The 19,221-nt window shown below is 52.9% G+C and carries 22 protein-coding genes and 1 pseudogene; 7 read left to right on the forward strand and 16 right to left on the reverse strand.

Going from position 1 to position 19,221, the window contains the following annotated elements:
* Positions 1-7 precede the first annotated feature (7 nt).
* Positions 8-526, forward strand: a complete 519-nt coding sequence (locus ACR0JW_RS22505; RefSeq protein WP_170357704.1) for a 2,4'-dihydroxyacetophenone dioxygenase family protein — start codon at positions 8-10, stop codon at positions 524-526.
* The gene (locus ACR0JW_RS22510; RefSeq protein ID WP_170614880.1) at positions 507-920 is read left to right on the forward strand and encodes a methylglyoxal synthase; all 414 of its coding nucleotides are present in this window, start codon (positions 507-509) and stop codon (positions 918-920) included. Before ACR0JW_RS22505 ends, ACR0JW_RS22510 begins: the two co-directional genes overlap by 20 nt.
* Positions 921-944: 24 nt before the next feature.
* Here the strand turns inward: ACR0JW_RS22510 and ACR0JW_RS22515 are convergent, their stop codons facing one another.
* The 4 genes from ACR0JW_RS22515 to ACR0JW_RS22530 form a co-directional block, all read right to left on the reverse strand.
* On the reverse strand, positions 945-2,090 hold the full coding sequence (locus ACR0JW_RS22515; RefSeq protein ID WP_170614879.1) for an alpha-hydroxy acid oxidase: 1,146 nt from the start codon (positions 2,088-2,090) through the stop codon (positions 945-947).
* 47 nt (positions 2,091-2,137) lie between these two features.
* Positions 2,138-3,421, reverse strand: a complete 1,284-nt coding sequence (locus ACR0JW_RS22520; RefSeq protein ID WP_170614878.1) for a TRAP transporter large permease — start codon at positions 3,419-3,421, stop codon at positions 2,138-2,140.
* 10 nt (positions 3,422-3,431) lie between these two features.
* Positions 3,432-3,917: a TRAP transporter small permease gene (locus ACR0JW_RS22525; protein ID WP_170614877.1), complete on the reverse strand. Its 486-nt coding sequence runs from the start codon at positions 3,915-3,917 to the stop codon at positions 3,432-3,434.
* 78 nt (positions 3,918-3,995) lie between these two features.
* On the reverse strand, positions 3,996-4,994 hold the full coding sequence (locus ACR0JW_RS22530; RefSeq protein ID WP_170614876.1) for a TRAP transporter substrate-binding protein: 999 nt from the start codon (positions 4,992-4,994) through the stop codon (positions 3,996-3,998).
* Positions 4,995-5,111: 117 nt separating this feature from the next.
* Here ACR0JW_RS22530 and ACR0JW_RS22535 point away from each other — a divergent pair, with 117 nt between their 5' ends.
* Both ACR0JW_RS22535 and ACR0JW_RS22540 read left to right on the forward strand, forming a co-directional pair.
* The gene (locus ACR0JW_RS22535) at positions 5,112-5,783 is read left to right on the forward strand and encodes a GntR family transcriptional regulator (protein ID WP_170614875.1); all 672 of its coding nucleotides are present in this window, start codon (positions 5,112-5,114) and stop codon (positions 5,781-5,783) included.
* Between the two features lie 72 nt (positions 5,784-5,855).
* Positions 5,856-5,966, forward strand: a pseudogene (locus tag ACR0JW_RS22540) (IS6 family transposase); the annotation flags it as partial.
* Positions 5,967-6,706: 740 nt separating this feature from the next.
* Here ACR0JW_RS22540 and ACR0JW_RS22545 read toward each other — a convergent pair.
* From ACR0JW_RS22545 to ACR0JW_RS22565, 5 genes are all read right to left on the reverse strand, one after another.
* Positions 6,707-6,889, reverse strand: a complete 183-nt coding sequence (locus ACR0JW_RS22545; RefSeq protein ID WP_480714486.1) for a hypothetical protein — start codon at positions 6,887-6,889, stop codon at positions 6,707-6,709.
* 47 nt (positions 6,890-6,936) lie between these two features.
* Positions 6,937-7,143 (reverse strand): cold-shock protein, encoded by a 207-nt coding sequence (locus tag ACR0JW_RS22550; RefSeq protein ID WP_170482233.1) that lies wholly within the window; start codon positions 7,141-7,143, stop codon positions 6,937-6,939.
* Between the two features lie 737 nt (positions 7,144-7,880).
* Positions 7,881-8,720: a shikimate dehydrogenase gene (locus ACR0JW_RS22555; protein ID WP_170816220.1), complete on the reverse strand. Its 840-nt coding sequence runs from the start codon at positions 8,718-8,720 to the stop codon at positions 7,881-7,883.
* 279 nt (positions 8,721-8,999) lie between these two features.
* Positions 9,000-9,218 carry a GDCCVxC domain-containing (seleno)protein gene (locus tag ACR0JW_RS22560; RefSeq protein WP_480714487.1) on the reverse strand — a complete coding sequence of 73 codons (219 nt, stop codon included), beginning with the start codon at positions 9,216-9,218 and terminating at the stop codon, positions 9,000-9,002.
* A gap of 4 nt (positions 9,219-9,222) precedes the next feature.
* Complete coding sequence (locus ACR0JW_RS22565) at positions 9,223-9,546, reverse strand: hypothetical protein (RefSeq protein ID WP_480714488.1); 324 nt, start codon at positions 9,544-9,546, stop codon at positions 9,223-9,225.
* Positions 9,547-9,635: 89 nt separating this feature from the next.
* On the opposite strand from ACR0JW_RS22565, the gene ACR0JW_RS22570 reads away from it, so the two are divergent.
* Both ACR0JW_RS22570 and ACR0JW_RS22575 read left to right on the forward strand, forming a co-directional pair.
* Entirely contained in the window at positions 9,636-10,025 is a 390-nt protein-coding gene (locus tag ACR0JW_RS22570; RefSeq protein WP_480714489.1) for a MerR family transcriptional regulator, read from the forward strand.
* A gap of 190 nt (positions 10,026-10,215) precedes the next feature.
* Complete coding sequence (locus ACR0JW_RS22575; protein WP_480714490.1) at positions 10,216-11,013, forward strand: GNAT family N-acetyltransferase; 798 nt, start codon at positions 10,216-10,218, stop codon at positions 11,011-11,013.
* Between the two features lie 249 nt (positions 11,014-11,262).
* Here ACR0JW_RS22575 and ACR0JW_RS22580 read toward each other — a convergent pair whose 3' ends face one another.
* The 5 genes from ACR0JW_RS22580 to ACR0JW_RS22600 form a co-directional block, all read right to left on the reverse strand.
* Entirely contained in the window at positions 11,263-11,937 is a 675-nt protein-coding gene (locus ACR0JW_RS22580; protein WP_480714491.1) for a class I SAM-dependent methyltransferase, read from the reverse strand.
* Between the two features lie 174 nt (positions 11,938-12,111).
* Positions 12,112-12,882: a DUF2182 domain-containing protein gene (locus tag ACR0JW_RS22585; RefSeq protein WP_480714492.1), complete on the reverse strand. Its 771-nt coding sequence runs from the start codon at positions 12,880-12,882 to the stop codon at positions 12,112-12,114.
* Between the two features lie 28 nt (positions 12,883-12,910).
* A complete protein-coding gene (locus ACR0JW_RS22590) occupies positions 12,911-13,546 on the reverse strand; it encodes a DUF1326 domain-containing protein (RefSeq protein ID WP_480714493.1) in 636 nt (211 codons plus the stop codon).
* A gap of 231 nt (positions 13,547-13,777) precedes the next feature.
* A complete protein-coding gene (locus ACR0JW_RS22595) occupies positions 13,778-13,972 on the reverse strand; it encodes a DUF1059 domain-containing protein (RefSeq protein WP_170519304.1) in 195 nt (64 codons plus the stop codon).
* A gap of 31 nt (positions 13,973-14,003) precedes the next feature.
* Positions 14,004-14,414, reverse strand: a complete 411-nt coding sequence (locus ACR0JW_RS22600; RefSeq protein ID WP_480714494.1) for a GFA family protein — start codon at positions 14,412-14,414, stop codon at positions 14,004-14,006.
* A gap of 183 nt (positions 14,415-14,597) precedes the next feature.
* Here ACR0JW_RS22600 and ACR0JW_RS22605 point away from each other — a divergent pair, with 183 nt between their 5' ends.
* Positions 14,598-15,470, forward strand: coding sequence for a LysR family transcriptional regulator (locus tag ACR0JW_RS22605; protein ID WP_480714495.1), 873 nt, complete (start codon positions 14,598-14,600; stop codon positions 15,468-15,470).
* Between the two features lie 55 nt (positions 15,471-15,525).
* Here the strand turns inward: ACR0JW_RS22605 and ACR0JW_RS22610 are convergent, their stop codons facing one another.
* Both ACR0JW_RS22610 and ACR0JW_RS22615 read right to left on the reverse strand, forming a co-directional pair.
* Positions 15,526-16,758, reverse strand: a complete 1,233-nt coding sequence (locus tag ACR0JW_RS22610) for a flavin-containing monooxygenase (protein ID WP_480714496.1) — start codon at positions 16,756-16,758, stop codon at positions 15,526-15,528.
* Between the two features lie 161 nt (positions 16,759-16,919).
* Complete coding sequence (locus ACR0JW_RS22615) at positions 16,920-18,962, reverse strand: amidohydrolase (protein WP_480714497.1); 2,043 nt, start codon at positions 18,960-18,962, stop codon at positions 16,920-16,922.
* Positions 18,963-19,221: the final 259 nt, after the last annotated feature.

Here is a 19,221-nt window from a genome sequence, read left to right on the forward strand (position 1 = left end):
AAAATCAATGAATGACCATGACACCGCCCGAATGCCCTATCAGTTGCCTTTCCCCAAGGATGCGCAAGACGAGATCGTGATCCCGAATGCCATGAGCGAGGACGACAGACTGTGGGTTCCGCAGGCAGAGAACGTCTGGTTCCGACCGCTCTGCCTGAACCGCTCGCAAGGTTATTGGATGAACCTTCTCAAAGTGCGCAAAGCTGGTGTTCTTTCGCGGCACCGCCATCCCCAGCCAGTCCATGGCTTCGTTTTGAAAGGGCGCTGGCATTATCTGGAACATGATTGGGTTGCAGAAGAAGGAGGATATGTCTTTGAGCCGCCGGGTGAGACTCATACTTTGGTCGTTCCCGACGATGTCGAAGAGATGGTTACCTATTTCCAGGTCAATGGCGTGATGTGCTATGTTGATCCGTGGGGCAAGGTCACTGGCTACGAAGATGTCTTTACTAAGATTGATCTGTGCCGAAAACATTTCGCGGAAGTCGGTCTTGGAGAAGATTACGTTGAACAATTCATCAGGTGATGCGCCGCGTTTCGCGCTCGTGGCCCATGATGCTCGAAAGGACGAAATCGTTGAATGGGTGGGTCTGCAATTGGCCCGCCTGTCCAGAGTACAAATCTTTTCGACAGGGACCACCGGCAGTCGCATTAAGCAAGCCTATCCAGAACTGGACGTGACCAGCCTGAAAAGTGGACCACTCGGAGGCGACCAACAGATCGGCGCTATGATCTGTGAAGAGAAACTGGATGCACTGGTTTTCTTTGTCGACCCTCTGTCGCCTATGCCACACGACGTCGACGTTAAGGCTCTGACCCGTCTCGCGACGGTATATGATCTGCCAATGGCGTGTTCGCGCTCAACTGCGGATCTGATCGTGAAGGGACTGATTGACGGGGGTGACAACACGCTTCTCTGATACCCCGGACGCCGCAAGCGCCGATCAGTCAGTTATCAGAAGGTGCTCTCCCAGATTGCCGAGGTTTTCGCTGCCAAGCTGGCTCATGTTGGCCTCTATGTCAGCTTTTAGGATGTGAACGAGATGGTCGATCCCTCGTGCTCCGAACGCTGCAACGGCATATTGAAAGGCGCGTCCGACCATGACGAAATCTGCACCTTTCGCCAGGGCACGCATGATGTCCAATCCCCAGGCAACGCCAGAGTCGTAGATCAGTGGCACATTTGTTCCGACCGCCTCGCGGATGTTCGGGAGTTGGTCAATCACGGCGGGCCCGGCTTCGAATTGACGCCCGGAGTGGTTTGAGACCCAGATGCAATCCACGCCCTCGGCCACCATTTTTTGCGCGTCTTCCGGCCGCAGGACACCCTTGACGATCAAGTGACCCTCCCATTCCTGCCGTAGTTCGCGCAGGTAGTCCCAATCTGGAATCCCACGGATCAGAGCGCCTGCATGGGTAAAACTTTCTCGCCCGCGCGTGGGGACGTAATCGTCAAAGAACCGCATACGTGGCATGATGCCCTCGCGCAAATGCGCAAGGCACCAGGCGGGTCGTGACGCCATTTCAGTCAGCGTGCGCAGGTCAGCTTTTGGAGGCACGGTCAGGTTGGCGCGGCGTTGTCGTTCGCGCCGGCTTTCTTCTGGTACGTCCACCGTGATGATCAGCGTATGAAATCCCGCTGCCTTAATCCTGGGCAGCATCGCGCGGCGCAAATCGCTGGAGTTCACCGGGTAATGCTGAAACCATCCGTTTTTGCCAATGTAAGGTGCCACATCTTCCGGTGAAGCAACCGCCACGCTCGACAGCGAAAACGGAATGTTGTGAGCAACCGCTGCCTTTGCAAGCATCCGTTCTGCTCCCGCCCACATTAGGCCGGACATGCCTACCGGTGCTATCCCGAATGGCAGATCGTAAGTTTGACCCATCAATGTAGTCTGCAGGTCGGCCTTTGTTCGGCCGCATAGTACACGCGGCATGAATCCGATGGCATCAAGTGCGTCCCGGTTGACCTTCAACCCCAGCTCCCGGCCAGTCGCGCTGTCGAGGTATTCGAAAGCAAACTTCGGAATGCGCTTTTGCGCGGTTTGCCGAAGGTCTTCTATCGACGGGTGGGATAGGTCCAAATCCATCCGGGTCCTCTGGTTTTATCGTCTAATGTTTGTAGGCCCTCGGCCGGTCACCAAAGGGACGGCAAGGCCAAGGAAATTGCGGGCACATAGGTGATGAACATCAACAAGATCAGCATGCCTACAAAGAATGGCAGGATCGCCCGGCTGAGGCTTTCGATGGAAACCTTCGAAATGCTGCTAGCCACGAACAGGTTTACTCCCAAAGGTGGTGTGCAAAACCCAATGGCCAAGTTGACCGTCAAGATGACACCAAAAACAATCGGATCGACACCCAGCGCGGTTGCAACCGGCAGCAGGATAGGTGTCATGATGATGATCGACGAAATCGTCTCCATGAACATTCCGATCACCAACAACAGCAGATTGATCAGCAACAAGATGATGATGGGGTTGTCGGACAGGCTGGTGATCGTTGTTGCGAGTTCTGTCGGGATTCTTGCGAGTGTGATCAGCCTGCCAAAGGCGGTCGCCATGATCACCAATATCAGAATAGTCCCGCTGGTCTTTGCACTGCCCGCCAATACCTCTGGCAGGTCCTTGAGGGAGATGTCTCCATAAACAAAGATCCCGATGAAGGCGGCATAAACCACTGCCACGGCTCCGGCTTCGGTAGGGGTGAAGATACCGCTGTAGATGCCCCCAAGGATAATCACAGGCACCAGTAGCGCCCAGATAGAAGAGCGGAAACTCTGCCAGACACCCGGACCTGAGAACGTAATCGTCGATTGGTGTACAACCTCGTCCTTTCGCAGCAGAACCCTAGCAACCAACATGAACATGAGGGCAAAAAGGATGCCAGGAACGACGCCTGCAAGAAACAGTTTGCCGATCGAAACCTCGGCAGTAACACCATAGATGATGAAGGGAATGCTTGGCGGGATCATTACACCGATCATTCCTGAGGATGCTGTCAATGCGCCGCTGAATTTGCGCGTATAGCCGACCTTTTCCATCTCTGGGATCATGTTCGACCCGATGGCGGCTACGGTCGCAGGAGATGAGCCGGATATGGCGGCAAAGAACACACAGGCGAGAACGTTCACATAAGCCAGCCCACCCCGGATATGACCAATCAGCGCATTGGCGAACCCAACCAGTCTACGAGACATTCCGCCGTGCTGCATCAGGTCGCCTGCCAAAATGAACAGAGGGACGGCAATTAGAGGAAACGAGTCCGCGCCTGTTACCACCGACCGTGCCAGAAGAACCATAGGTGGCGTGCCATCCACAAAGACCATCACGAACATAGTGGCTAAGCCCAAACAGATGCCAATTGGCACGCTGGAGAGCAACAGGGCAAAGAGCGTCAAGAAAAGCGTTGTCGCAAGCATGCCGGGTTCCTCACGCTTTGGTTCCTGCGATCAGACGCAGGGTTCGGATTAGATGTTGAGTGACGCGGATCGCAGACAGGCCCGCGCCAATCGGCGCCGAAGCATAAAAGATCGGAATTGGTAGTCCCAAAACGACCGACGTCTGGCTGGCCACAAAAGGCTGTCGGATAAGCTTGATGCATTCAATTGTCAGAACGACCAGAAATCCAAGGACAAGAAGCGCGATCACAACATCCGCGTAAAGCCGTGCCCGCTCGCTTAGGACATCACGCAGGACCGTGATCCGCACATGATCGCCAGTGTGGAAAGCATAGCTGACGCCAAGCCAGACAAACCATACAAATAGCCAAAGCGTTAGCTCTTCGCCCCATGAAAGAGAGGCATTCAGAATGTAGCGCATGAACACATTGCCAAAGATCAATAAGACAATCGCGGTCAAAAGTGCACTGGCTAAGACCTTTTCGGCATTCATATCGATCCATTTGATAACCGACACCGTTCACCTCCCGTTGAACGAAAGGGGCACCCGAACCTTCATTGCACGGGTGACCGTATTGGCTGAGTAGTCCGAGGGTCAGCTTCCGCTCGCTGCGGAAACCGCTGCTACCCAGTCGTCATAGGCTTCGGCGCCAACCTCGTCGCGATACTGCAGACGGACGCTTTCGGTTTTGTCGGCAAAGGCCTGTCGCTGCTCTGCTGTCAGTTCCAGAACCTCGACACCAGCGGCCCGGATTTGTTCCAGCTGTGCTGCATCTTCGCTGGCGACCAACTCGGCCTGATAGTTACGTGCGGCAGCCATCGAGTCCCGCACCAGTTGCTGATGCTCTACGGACAGCGAGTCAAAGAACGGTTTGGAGATGACGGGCATATAGACGGCAAAGACATGGCCCGTGGTCGAAAGGTATTTCTGCACCTCGTAGAAACGCTGTGAGGTAATGATCGCCAGTGGGTTTTCCTGGCCGTCGATCACGCCTTGCTGGAGAGCAGAATAGACCTCACCAAAGTTCATTGGCGTCGGGTTGGCCCCGAGCGTTTCGAATGTCGCCACATGCGCCGGAACCTTCATGGTACGCAGTTTGACACCCTCGAGGTCTGCAGGGGTTGCAACCGGACGGACATTGTTGGTCACATTGCGTACACCCAATTCAAGCCAGCCAAGACCTACCAATCCCTGGTTTTCGACCCGTGCAAGCATGCCATCACCAGCATCACCATCAAGAACATCAAAGGCTATGTCTTTGGAGGAATACATGTAGGGCAGTTCAATTACTGCAAAAGCCGGATCCCAGCCCGCGAAGAAAGAGGAAGGAGGAATTGCCATTTCCAGAACGCCGGTTTGAACACCTTCGATCATCTCGCGATCAGGGCCCATCTGCGATGAAGGGAATATCTGTACGTCGATCTCACCATTCGAGCCAGCTTCGACCAGTTCTTCAAATTTCAGTAGTGCGCGATGCATATGAAACGCTTCTGCTGCGCCATGCCCAACCTTAATGACTGTTTCAGCGGATGCTGCAAAAGCAAGCCCGGCTGACATGACGACGCCAAGCGCCAATGTTGATTTCTTGAACAAGGTATCCTCCCATGGATTTAGTTATTTTCGATCTATTATCTGAGATATCAGATATAATATAGAAATCAAGCTCACATGTGGTATTGTGTTAGAGAGACGAAATAGGACAAAGTGAAAATGACCGAGATCTTGCAGATTAAGCGACCGGATTCGTTGAGTAAAACTGCTGAAGAGCACATACGAAAAGGCATTATCAATGGCACGTTTCAATTGGGTGAATCGTTGCCGGAAGTGAAGCTGTCAAATGCCATGGGCATTAGCAAAACTCCGATTCGCGAAGCTCTGTCAGCTTTGAATCTTCAGGGGCTCGTTCAGATATTTCCTCATCGAGGAGCCTTTGTATTCTCCCTTTCTCAAGAGGACGTGGTGCAGCTTTGTCAGTATAGGCTCATCCTAGAATCTGCAGCTTTGGAGCAGGCGCTTGAAAAGAACCCGTCGGTTCTGATCAATGAGCTGGCTACAATTGTTTCGAAGATGTCAGAAGCGCAGGAAGCGGATGAATTCGAGCAGTACTTGGAACTTGACGCCGAGTTTCACGACGCGTTTTTCAGGTCCTGCGGAAACAGTTACCTGCGGGATGGATATCAAAAAGTCAGTGATATCGTCCAAACTATGCGGACGCATCTGTCTAAGCGTTCCGATCGAACGACGAAATCATTTAAGGAACATCAAGCGATCACATCGCTACTCGGCGAGGGTAAAGTAAAAGCAGCAGTGAACACGCTCAAACGGCAAATTACTCGCGGTGAGCGATCTTATTCTGATTTGGTTGGTCTGAAGCAAGCATAGGCGTCCTGCCATCTGGGTCTTGTCAGATTAACTTTGCTTGAGCGGGGCAGAGCGGTTGCGTAGCTTTTGTCCATGACCAAACCTTCTTTTTTCAGATACTTTAAACCCAGTCCCGAGATCATCCGCATTGCTGTAATGCTGTACATCCGTTTCCCACTATCGCTTCGGAATGTGAAAGCTCTGAAAGATGACCAGGTGGATGCCCTTAGGCGTCCGATTTGGGCTCAACGCAGTCACCTGACGTATTTACTCAGATGACCGAAAAGCGGCCTTGAGCGGACGTTCACCCCCTAAAACTCGGAGTTTCGAATAGGAACGACCGCTATAACCAAAAGCGGTCGCTCTCCTAAATCTTGGCAACGACCGGCTTGCGGACGAAGCCGCCGTTAGCGAAAGCTAATCCAAACAACCGAAGAGCGGACAGTCCAGACTGTGAAAGAAAGTCAACTTTCGAAATCCAATTGCGAATTTCTAGCCCGGCACGCAGTGAAAGCCACTAATCGTGGTCAACGCTGCTCTCTCATCCGGCTCTCCTGAAATTGTGAAGGTTGCACGGGAAAACTGCCTTTCAAAAAACAATTGTGCTTGCTTGTAGACCTCATACCTGCGCAGTGTCGCAAGCCTCATAATTCTCTAAACCATTTTTATGGGGTGGTTCCGGTCGCATGACCTCGAGTGAAGTCGTGTGATCGGGACGTAAGGAGAGCCTCGGCATTCTTTCGCAAAAATATTGCAGCCTATTTGCCCCTACCAAATTGGCTCATTCTTTCCGGTTCGCTGTTGTTTTTGTCTTCCTTGATGCAGGTAGAGTCTCGTAGGACGTGATCCGGCGGAACTTACGTTTGGCCAACAATAAATACGATCAACGTCCAACAGGTGCGGAGATTGGCATCGGTTTTCTAAGCTGAGTCTTCTACGCAGTGTTACACATCGCGTTTAAGACGGGCTTCTTTCAACCGTTTGGTTTTTTCCTCGCGAGCCGCTTTTTCATCGCTGATTATCTCGCGCGCTACTCTGTCAGTTTGCTCGTCTTTGGAAATCCGTTTGTTCGGTAAAAAGGGTTGCTTCTTTTCTGTCATAAACGACAACTTTCGCACACGGGACATAAATGGCTTGGCAGGACAACTAGCGCAGCCGTCCCGCCTGGTCTTACTCAGGCAAGAGCGATATTCGTCGCGTTGCTGCGACCGTCGCGGCCAGCCTCGACATCGAAAGTCACTTTCTGGTCGTCCGCGAGACCGGTAAGCCCGGAGCGTTCGACGGCCGAGATGTGAACGAACACATCCTTGCCGCCGTCCTCCGGCGCAATAAATCCGAACCCTTTGGTGGTGTTGAACCATTTCACGGTGCCATTGGCCATTCCGTCGTCTCCTTTTGAATTGTGCCACCCGCGTAATGCGGTGGCCTTGGCGTCAGTCAGAGCAATCGAGACTGAAGCCTTCAATGGAGACAGCTGGTCGAGGTGCGATAACGGTCGCTATTGGTGTATGACGGCAAGAGATACGAATTACAAGCTACGTCTTCATCTTCCCTTCGGCTGTTCAAATGGGCATGGTGCCTGCAACTGGTCATTCCAAGCTTGTAGTCCCGACCAATCCAATTAGGGATAAGTCTTCTCTGACCAAGTTGGCCGGGACTGCCTCAGGAAGAAGCCCGACACCGTGCGATGAACCTCAAATTGAAAGCAAGAGAATTCAAAGGTACTAGTTAATTTTTCAAAAAAATTCATAGTGCTTGCTGCGTTGACGGTTTGGAATGGCCCACGATCACGTACTTCTTCGCTCGGGACGTCTGAACAGCGCTCATCTTTGGGGACAATGTTGCTTGCCCTGCCGATGCGTACGTCTGAGGCAACACCATAAACGTCTCCTTCGGGCTCAAGGCAGTCATCTGAGTCTTTCAGTCAGATGACGGCTTAGGAACGGAAAGCGGTCATTGTTGGTGGTCATTCCGAGAAATTTCGCCCGAAGGTCTGCATTGAACGACAGCGGACGTTCGCTGAAATCTGCTGCACGTCTGCCAAGCGGACAAACCCGTTACTCGATCCGAACAAAGTCATCCCAATGTAAGTGCTTTCAAGCCGCGTTACTTAACTCTCTAAAAGAATGACGCGAACGTGAACTGCATCCTCTCTGCAACTGCCTTTCGACCGGTAAATAGCTCAAATGCCCGCACGGCCTGAAAAATCGCCATTCCTGCGCCGTTCATCGTATGGCATCCTTTGGCTTTGGCCTGCGCCAGAAACTGTGTCTCAATTGGAAAATAGATGATATCCGCGAGCCATTGATCCGCTCGTACCATCTCTATCGGAAGTGGTATGCCGGGATGTGTATCCATCCCAACCGGTGTTGCATTCACGATACCGTCAAATTCTTCTGCACTTGTGATTGGACCTTTAGAGACTGAAACTCGGCTTCCGGGGAAATTGTGTTCTACCCGTTTTGCCAACTTATTTGCACTTTCCTGCAAAGAATCAGAAATACAGACCTTGCCTACACCGCATTCCAGTAGAGCATGGGCAATGGCAGACCCAGCGCCCCCGGCGCCCAATAGTAGAACACTTCGCTTGGGCACTCGACCAAAGTGTTGCATGAACGCCGTTGCAAACCCCCAATAGTCCGTGTTGTGGGCAATCCTCTTTCCGTCCCTGAAGACAACGGTGTTCGAAGCCCCAACTTTTTGCACCGAACTGCTTACGTCATCTACTTCGTTTAGCACCAGTTGCTTGAAGGGATGCGTTATATTCACCCCAGCAAACCCTTCCGCTTCGCATCGATCCAGAAGAGCATGCAAACTCGAATATGTATGTGCTGTATCGATCGTTTCGTAATCGTAAATGAGGTTGTGGGCCTTGCCCTCCTCGATATGCATTCTGGGTGTCCGAGAAAGACCAATTCCTTGGCCGATCAGACCTGCTTTTATTTCCCTTGGTTGCATATCGTGATCATAGCAAAACGCAGGCCAAAGCACAGTCTCGCCTGTCTTTATGCCTTCAATTAAGACCGCTCGATACCATTGAAACCGTCGCGGGAACGATCGACTGCTAAGGGCTCAAGGCAGTCATCTGAGTCTTTTCGTCAGATGACGGCTTAGGAACGGATAGCGGTCATTGTTGGTGGTCATTCCGAGAATTTTTGCCTGAAAGTCTGCATTGAACGACAGCGGACGTTCGCAGAAATCTGCTGAACGACCGGCATGCGGACAAAGCAGACTTTGTCATCCGCAACAACTATCGCCATTCTGGATCGGCGGGCAAGGCACCGTGGCATAGGAGCAGTAGACACAACAGTCCCCTTCCAACGGCTTCAAGATCGCCGCGCAAGACTTGCATTCATAGAACCACTGGCAAGCATCCGTCGGCATTATTTCGGTTTCGCTGTGACCGCATTTCGGGCACGTCAGGGTGCTTTCAAGCACTACAGTTTGCTCTGTCATTGTTTCACATCTGCATTATCAGGTAATCGTTGATCCGGGCCTCGTTAAAGACGACGACCCAAGCTAACGCGGTGATTGCGGTCGTCCCCGAAAGCCACCATTTCAACTTTGTTAGGGAACCGCGCTGATAAGATACAAGCCACGATATAGCGACAAGCGCCGTCGAAATCGTCAATACGTAGTAGCTTGCCGCCGCGATCTTTCCGAAAATGGCCAGCCAACTGCCCCCTAGTCCCAGCAGCATCATAGTCATGGGTAATACACAGCAAGTCGCGACGCCGAGTGCTGACAGTGATCCCAGATAACTAACGCTAAGGTACTTCTGCATTTCTTTCCCTTGACTAGTTGGAGTTGTCGAAGTGTCAGCCTCTCGTATAATTCCTGTAGTCACTACAGGATAAAGACGGGAAAACTCACATGTTGGCGATTGGGGAAGCATCCCGGCAAAGCGGTGTCGGCATTGAAACGATCCGCTACTACGAGCGCGAAGGGATCGTGCCCAAACCAGAACGGGCACCTAATAACCGGCGAATGTACTCCGCGCACGATGTTGGAAGGCTTCGTTTCCTGAAAAACTGCCGTGATTTGGGCTTTCCACTAGCCGATACAAAGACGCTTCTCAGCCTGTCCGAAGGCGACGGAGAGGATTGCCGATCCGTAAAAGAGCTGGCTGAGCTTCATATCTTCAATGTGCGGGAAAAGATAAACGAACTGAAGCGCTTGGAAGCGGCGCTGAACGAACTCACAGTCAACTGCGACGGCGGGAATGTCTCTTGCCCCATGCTCTCAAAACTGCGTACCGACTAGTGAAACCTTGGACTCGGTGCTGTCGTTCGTCGAATTGTGGTGAGTAACCGCAATGCGGACATAGTTGCCATTCACCCTCGACCAATAACTCTCTTTTCGTCGCGGTCTCGCGTCTGACGTGCGCTTGACGACGCAACTTATATCAAACGATCATCGTCGAACCATTTTGCAGCGGCCCAAAGGATAACCCATGGAAGTATTTGGAAGTGATGCACAGCGGCGTATGTCGACCATGGGTGAGCATCTTATCCAGCTGTTGGGCGATGACCCTCGATTTTGTAGCCATGGACGCGGTATTCAAATTGCCAACGAGTACAGCGGGGCTTTGGATGATGCCGTTGCAATGGCCCGAATACTTGGCATCACGGCGATAGAAAGCATACCGCGTCAGGAGGTAACAAGGACGCGAGAAGTCATTGAAAGTCAGGGATTAAAAACTGACACAATCGCTTGTTATCTTGGCGGACTGAAGTGCGTTGACATCGCTCGGAAAGTAATCGCAACACGGGCGCTGCCCGAGGATTTGACCGTACGTGTGATTGATCGAGACTCTCCGCCAGAATGGCTTCAAGCTTTCGCAGAAGTCGCGATGAGCCACGGTGTTCTGCCGCCAATAGGGCCAGTTATGCGCGGATTATCTCGCCCCGGATTTGCTATGGTCGTCGTTGATAGATTAGGTGCTCCAGTTGCAACTGCCGGTTCGGTTCTGTGCCATCCGCCCAGCAGTCGGTTGCATCGTCGCGCTCAATGGGGGCAACTTTCGACCAAACCTGACCGCATGGGTGAAGGTATTGCAAAAGTCTTGGGGGCCAAAGCTATGATACACTCTCATGAAAAGCTTGGCGCAACAGGGTTCAAGACAGGCATCGCTCCTGGCAACGCTGCCTCAGCACGGTTGTGCGAAAGACTTGGCTTGGAGGATAGCGGCAGCGACATAGTCGCGATCATCGACCCGAATGTATACTCGGAAGATCGGTTGACCAAGTGAGCCATTCGGAAGTTTGTTGTCGCGTTATATCAACGACACTCGCGCGAACCTGACTGAAACTTCTTAAAAAACTAAGATTAGGGCGAGTTCTAGTCTGCATTGGGCTAGCTGTAGCCGCTTGCCGGAGGTTGCTGGCCAATTGCTTTGCCGAACCCAAAGGCCGCGTCCATGATTTCATCGAATAATCTCCAAGGATCGCTATTTGGACACAATTGCCATACGGAGCTGGATCTCGCGGTATGGCAGCCGTTAAAAGGAAACGATAAAGTGGTATGCGGCGCAGGGTTGGTGTAAAACGATCTTCCCATCAAGGGTTTCGACCGACCCGTTGAATGCGTCTTCCACGTCGGAAGAAACCTTTTCATAAGCTCTAGAACGATCTGGATCCGGCCAAACAATCTTTTCCAGGAACGCTTCGAAAGTCGGATATTCACGAGTAAGGACGTACTCTTTTTTGTTTTCCAACCGAAATCCGTCTACTCCGTCCAAGTGGTTAAGTGTTTCGTGAGAATGCGTTCGAACGAGGGTTTCGTCTTCCACCAATCGTACAACGTCAAACATTGTCCCAAAAGGATAGGGCTCCACTATGTGCAACCGCCCACTGCTTCCAAGAACGCGGCGAATTTCAGTGAACGCAGTGTTCTGAGCCTCCACTGGAACGTGATGAAGTGAGAAGAACAAACACGCTAGGTCCTGCGAGCCGGAGTCGAGGGGCAGATCTTCGGCAGCCCCAAGCCTAACGTCTATATTTCTTGGAAGATCTTCTTTGGCCTTCGCAACTTTGTCCGGATCTATTTCTATTGCGGTGACTTTGGCCCCTGCTGCGTACAAGTCTCGCGAATAGACGCCGTCACCGGCACCAACATCGACGACTTGAAGCCCATTAAGTTCGCATATCGATTTTAGGTGATCGATGTGAGTCATTGCCAACTCCAGCAAATCTGAATTGTCCTGCAACAGATTAGCACACCAATTCCCCTGTTTCCGTTTTGGGTTCGGAGCGGAACTTAATCTCCCGCAGAAATTGCTTGTCCGGCGACGTGTTGAAGATCGCTCTGTGGTGGCATTTATCCAGCCTGTGAATGCACCAACGTTTCCTCAGGCGAGCATGATCAGCGACCCGCCCCAGACAATCAAAACCACGCCCAATCCACGACTCAGAAACCGCCCGAATGGCAACGTCTTTTCCGCCAACACCACGATTGTAAGTACGGCAACCCACGGCAGGTTCATAACGCCCAATACAAACAACAGCACCATCAGCATCCAGCAGCAGCCAAGACAGTAGGCCCCGTGGTGAAGCCCCATCTTCGCGGCACCCAGGGACCCCTCCTGCCAATGAGCCGTCAGAAAACTCATGGGCGAGCGGCAATGCTCCAGGCAAGCGTTCTTGAGCGGCGTCCATTGAAACAACCCGGCGAGTATCAACATCACGCCGCCCACAGTCGGCGCAACCCTCCCCATCATTGAGGAAAGCGCGCCACCAGTGTGCAGCCACCAATTCAATACAGTCGCCGCCAGCGAGAACCCCAGCCAAACCAACAGATACCCCGCCACGAAGCAGCCCGTTGGCACGAAGGGTCGCCCTGCCTCCTCCCGCTTCGCGCGGACCCGCTCGTAGATCATTACGGCGGGTGTAACCGAAGGCAGCATCATCGCGAACATCATCACCGCCCACATGATAAGCATGAAGACAAAATCCGCGACTGACCAATGCATCATCATCGGCATGGCCATGTCGCCAAACATCGTCATCGAGGACGAACCAAGCCCGAGGTAAATTGTATAGGCCCACGCCAGCGCCGTGAGCGCAACTAGCGCTGCCAGCACCAGCGCCCGATCTCGTCGTGCGACCCCTACAGCATTCATTATGATGGCCTAAAGATCCGGCCCGGCCTCAGCCGGCCCAAGCGACTTGTCCGACCACACCCGACCGGCCCGTCCAGGTCACGGGCATATCCGCGTCGTTCCAGGTGGTTCCTTCACTGGGGGCCAGATCACCTTCATGCCCCTCATGCCCGAAGGCGAGGCTGAACGCGGCGTTCTGCAGTTTCATCTTGTTGCCTAGGTCATTGACCAAACGGCGGGATTTCATCTCGCCCACACCAGCCACGCTTGCAGTTATTTCGCCATCGGCCTCGGTCACGCTGATCCCGGCGCGTTTGGTCGGAAGCCAGGTCGACAACAGGCTTGCCGGCACCTCCATGCCGCCGCCGGACGCACCCTGCAAGATAGTCTCCAATGCCGCCGCCTGCGCATCGCTGGCGTTTTCGTCAATGTACACTCGCCCGGTGCCGTTCGCATCGAACAGTGTCGGCCCGGGGAAATGCAATGAGACAATCGCATTTTGGCCAGTAAGGTCCACGCCTTCATGAGAGCCCTCGCTAATGCGTATCAACAGGGATGTCGCGCAATACCCTTGGTCCAAGAGCATAAGGTCAGCTTGTCCGAACCAGCATGGGCAAAGCATGTTGCAATTGCAGGTTTCGACGAGTTCCCCTGAAACATTCCAAGACATGATTTCTCCTCCCATCCCATATTTTCCACGGCTGCATTTTAGCAGAAAGGCTGCTTTTCACCAATCAACCAGAAGGTTAACCATGTCTCCTCATGGCTCAGAGATGCCTATCCCTACAACTTGCATGATTAGCTGGTTGGTAGCCCATGCCGGTCCTTCTCAAAAAAGTCGCCATTCGTCAGCAAGCGATCCAAACCGAAGTTCAAGGCCGATATCTCGTTGGGCGTCGAAGCTCAACTGATCTTATCAAGCTGGCTTAATCAGTGTTTCCAAGTATGCCCGAGTGTCGGCGTCCCACGAACTGGGGTCCTCTCCATGGGCGACTACCGCGTGCAGTTCCATGAGCTTCCAGACTTCGTCCTTGGTCGCAGCAACTACTTTACCTGGGCAGGCCTCCATGCCTTCGCAATCCTTGCAGGCATATGAGTATGCAGTGTACATCGCTTTCTCCCCCGTGCGCTCGGAAAGTTGGTTAGAACTCAAGATACGTCGGCAGCCCGTCGTCGAGTTTTATCCATGGCTGCTGATGTGAAACGAAAACGTGGGCCTTAGGTTGCGCAATCGATGGGTCGTCCAACGTTACAGCAGAAAACCAAGCGTCAGCGCTCCAGTCTTGGCCCTCAACTTCATTTAGGGCGGCATAGGTCAACGTCGTTCCGCAGTCCCGACAAAACCCGCGGCGAATACCCGGAGTTTTCTCCATGTGTTGGATTTCGCCTTTTATAACAGCGAAGTCGTCGGCGGCTACCTTAGCCCAAGTTGCAAAGGCGCCACCAAGGGCCATTTGGCATGAACGACAATGGCAATGTCCCGACCAGACAGGTGGTGTCGCGATCTGGTATCGAACAGCACCACAGTAACATCCACCTTGAAGTTTTTCCATCGTATCAAGATCTCCTGGCATGCGGCTAGGTTGACATCGGTACTAAAGCATGCGCACCAATTTTTTATAGTAGCAGCGCAAATTTCACTGTGAACAATGTCAAGAATGCCGATATCATGCGACTCAAATAGTCTAACCAAACGTTAGAAAATCTACAGTATGGATTGATTGCACCTTCCCCCGATGAACGCTTTGCGCGCTTTCTCAGCAGTTGCGGAAGCAGGGAGTTACACCGTGGCGGCTGAACGCTTGAACGTGACCCAAGCGGCTGTCAGCCAGCAGGTGAAATCGTTGGAAAGGCATTTGGGTGTAGCTCTCGTTGCTAAACGTGGGCGCAGCATTGAGCTGACCGAGCCAGGCATCATGCTTTCACGTGAACTGGGTATCGGCTTTGAAATTATCGGAAGGGGCGTCGAACGACTGGCGGAACATGCAGCGCACCGTCCCGTTCAAGTGACCATGTCACCAGCATTCGCAGTGGAGTGGCTATTGCCGAGAATGGCAGAGTTTCAACAACAACATCCAGAGATCACTTTGATGCTGAACCCAACTTCTGAACTGGTTCAGATAAAGCCGGGTGGTATCGATGTCGCCATTCGGTATCACGATAAACGCATGCCAAGAAAAGAAGAGGATACTGTCCTTGTTTCCGACATGGTCGTGATCGGAGCACCTTCACTGGTGGACGGCCAAGATCTGCGTGACCCGGCCTCTTTAACGAAGCTGCCCTGGTTACAGGAACTGGGCACCAACGAGGCGGCCGACTGGTTCACCTATCATGGGGTCGTACCTCCCGAGCCATTGACCATAAATCACATGCCTGGGAACCTGATCATGACTGCGGTTCGCCGGGGTGACGGTATCACGTATTCTGCCAGAGCTTTTTTCGAGGACGATCTGTCATCTGGTCGGATGATTGAGTTGTTCTCTGAGCCACTCTTCGGCGTCTATTACATCCAGACTCAAGCAGAATTTCAGCGTCCCGAGGCTAAGATGTTCGTCAAGTGGCTTAAAGCACAATCACAAGTCGTATCGGCACACACGTCCGTAAACTGATCTAGTTACAGTTGGAAACCTTAGATCCAAGCTAGGCTCTAGGCTGTCTCGTAGCTTATTTGTCCGAAGTTGAAATCAAGTGATCAACTACGTACTCCGCGTCCTCGCCCACGCCATAAAACAGGCCAGACCCTTGTGTATGCATCCAATGCAGTCCGCAGAAGTACAGGCCTGCTATTTCCGTAGTACCTCGCTCATATAGCGGATAGCCACTCTCATCGAAGACTGGCAAGTCGATCCATCCAAAATCGCGGTGAAACCCAGTTGCATATATGACGGTTGAAACATTTGCTGCAGCCAAGTCGAAGAACGGCGGTTCAGGTTTGGGCTGCCAGTTGATCGGGACAACAATTTCCTTGGGATCATCGAGCCCATTCTCTGCAACGAACGTGTCGATGCTCTCCATTTCCGCGCGACACACATCGTCCACTGTCTTGAGCGTCTCTTCAAGTCCGCCCGCCAAAATCAGACACCCGTCTTGAACACCCTCAACCTTGCTGTGTAGCTTGACCCCGTCGAGCGCCATCTGGCGCAGATCAATAATACGACCACCCTCTCGCCCAGAGAGATGTGGATGGGCTTTGAACCGGATAGCTGTCCCTTTGGGATGGTCTTTTACCGCCATGTTCATGTACCCAGTCGCCAAGTCCCATTCAAAAATGTCGCGCCCCCTATAGCGACGTGGGATGCGGCCAGCACTGCCCACTGCGAGATGTACGTCGCGCCCGGATAAGTGCAGGTCCTCGGCGACCTGACACCCTGACTGACCACTTCCAATAATGAACACCGCACCATCCGGTAGGCTCGCTGAATTGCGATAGTCACACGTATGTATGCCAGTAACTCTTTCGGGCAGATCGTAGTGCCAACTTGGTATATTCGGGTGTTGATGCGTGCCAACGGTGACGATCAAGTTCTGCGCTCTGATTTCGCCATCTGATGTGGTTAGTTTGAACCGACCCGGTCCTGCACTTGCCTCGATTCTAGCCACCTCGACGCCCCCTCGATAGGGCGGACCAAAACTGCTCGCATAGTCTTCGATGTACTTGACGATCTCATCGCGGAGCATGAAACCATCGGGATCATCCCCATCGTAATGGAAACCTGGAAGTCGGCAGAGTTTGTTAGGAGAGACCAGGCAGAACGAGTCCCAACGGTTACGCCATGTGTCGCCAATCTGCCCGCGGTCCAAAACAACGTGATCATGACCAGCCTGCTTTAAGTGCCAGCTAACGGAAAGACCAGCTTGACCTCCGCCCACAACCACAGTGTCAATCAGGGTGTACATAGCAGCAAACCTCTCTATGAAACTCTATCGGCGACAGCTAGTTGCTTCAACGTATCAATGTCCGCTCAGGGCTCGATGCGGACGTCGGCCGAAATATCACGAATAACCACTATGCGGGACATTCCGGACACTTGATTACGCGATCTCAACTTGGCTCCAATCTAAACTTTGGAGGCCCATTCGGACACGACGGCCCACCCCAAAGCATTGGTCCCGCAACAGCTAACTGCAGAGATTTGCCCCGCCGCAGATGTCGTGCACGACTGAGATACGGGTGAAGCGCAACACGAGCATCCGGCAAGCATACCTTTCTGGGCAATGCCCGATACATCAGCAAGTGCATACAGCGGCTTTGCTGGCGGATTTATTGTATCCCGGTTTGGCGATAATGACGCGCGGTCGAGATCGAAGTCGTCTGACACTGGAAAAATGTCACCCTCAAGTAGGGTCCCCCAGATACCGATGTCCTTAATCTTGTCGGCTTCAACCTCGAATGGGTCTTCTTCAAGGATGGTGAAATTTGCCAACTTGCCGGGAGCGATAGAGCCAACCTCATCCTCCAATCGCAAGGATTGGGCCGCGTCGATAGTCACAGCACGCAAAGCGTCTTCGACAGACAGGCGGTGTTCTGGGCCTGCGACACGGTCGGAGAAGGTCGTTCGGTTTACGCCAGCCCATACTAGGAACAGCGGTTCACCAGGAGCCATTGGTACGTCGGAATGGAATGAGATCGGAATGCCGTTGGCCTTGATTGGCCCAAGGGGAACGATGTCATCAGCTCGTTCCGGGCCCAGTCCAAGCTCACTATATCGATCTGACAGCGCCGTTACGTAGTATGGATTTCCGCTGACGATGCAGCCCAGCTCAGCGATCCGCTTTGCTTGATCTTCTCTCGCATAACCGAAGTGAACCAATGTCGTACGGTGATCCGCCCGCGGCTTCCGGCGCATGTTTCGCTCAACAGCGTCCAAGATCAAGTCCACGGCAAGATCGCCGGTCTGGTGAACATGTATCTGATAACCTGCGTCCCAATATGCATCGAATACGGGATTGAACTCGTCCGGCTGCATGATCCACTCGCCGTGGAAATCGCCGCCCACATAAGGCTCCGATACCTGCATGGCCAAACTGTAAACAGCGCCATCGGCGAAGAGTTTCACCTGCTTCGGCATGAACGCCGTCTTACCTTCACCCCAGTCCAGCAGTTTTTCGGTCTCCTCAATCATCGAACCATTTTGAAAGTGCAAGGCAGCCAGGGATTTCCCGTCAGGTATGAAATAGGTCCTGAGTTGGGTATCGGATCCTGAAAAGACCGCGTTGGTTGCTTCTTGAAGAGGCCGGGACAGCACACCACCCGGTTCCGCAGCAACTGTGACGCCTGCACGGTGCATATACTCGCGCGCCAGCCTCAAACCCGCGCCCAGGCGCTCTGGTGTAGCAAGCACCGGAGCGACTGCGGGAAGAACGGCGAACATGCCTGCCTCGAAGAAATACCCGTCCTCGAAACTCGATTGTTCAAGAGCAAGCCCCTCAAAGCTATTAACAAAATCCTCGGTGATGCCCAGGAATTTCAATGCTTGAGTGTTAAGGACAAACTCGTGCGCAGATCGGTGGATTATGATGATTGGACGCGTGCTACTAATCTCGTCGAGTTGCGCACGCCTGATGTTGCCGTGAAAGAAGTGATGGTACCCCCATGTCAGCAGCAAGGCGTCGGGATCATCCATAGCCGCTTCGGCGGCTTGCAAACGAGACTTATAATCCGCTTCATCGACGGCGGCCTTCGAAAGGCCAGTCGGAATGTTCCAATCCTCGATCGATATTATCTCGGAGGTCAGGGTCAATCCCGCGAGGAAAGGATGCACGTGCTGGTCGATCAAACCCGTGACAATAACTTTTTCGGAGAACTGATCGTCCAGCCGAAACGGCTGCGAACCAATCCGGTCAACGAGTGTGTCAAGCGGACCGGCGGCCAGAATACGGTCTCCGACCACGGCAACCGCGTTGATAGCCGGGTCGTTGTCCTCCATGGTGATGACGCGCCGCGCTGTGTAGACAGTGATCTCGGGCAGTGTTTGGAGCTGGCTTCCAAAATCCTGCAATGACGAGGCCGCATAAGTGGATGTGGCATTAGAAATCGCGACTATCGATGCGCTGCCAAGGATGGTCATCGCAATGCGGCGGGTAACATTCAGTTTGGTCATAGTTTTTCAATGCTCAGTAAGACGCTATTTATCTGAGCCTAACATCGCGACGATCTCAGGAGGAAAGGAAAATTGATGCCAGCGTTGGATTGAGCGCCAAGTATCCCAAACAAAATGATGCTCTGATATAACGACTGACCCCGACCGCTTTGGGCTCGACTCGGTCATCTGACTATTTTTATCAGATGACGGCTTTTCTGCGTTAAGCGGTCATTCTTCCACTGGACTTGTGAGCCAAACAGAGCGGTACTGTCCATGT

The sequence above is a fragment of the Ruegeria sp. BG6 genome (assembly GCF_056538465.1).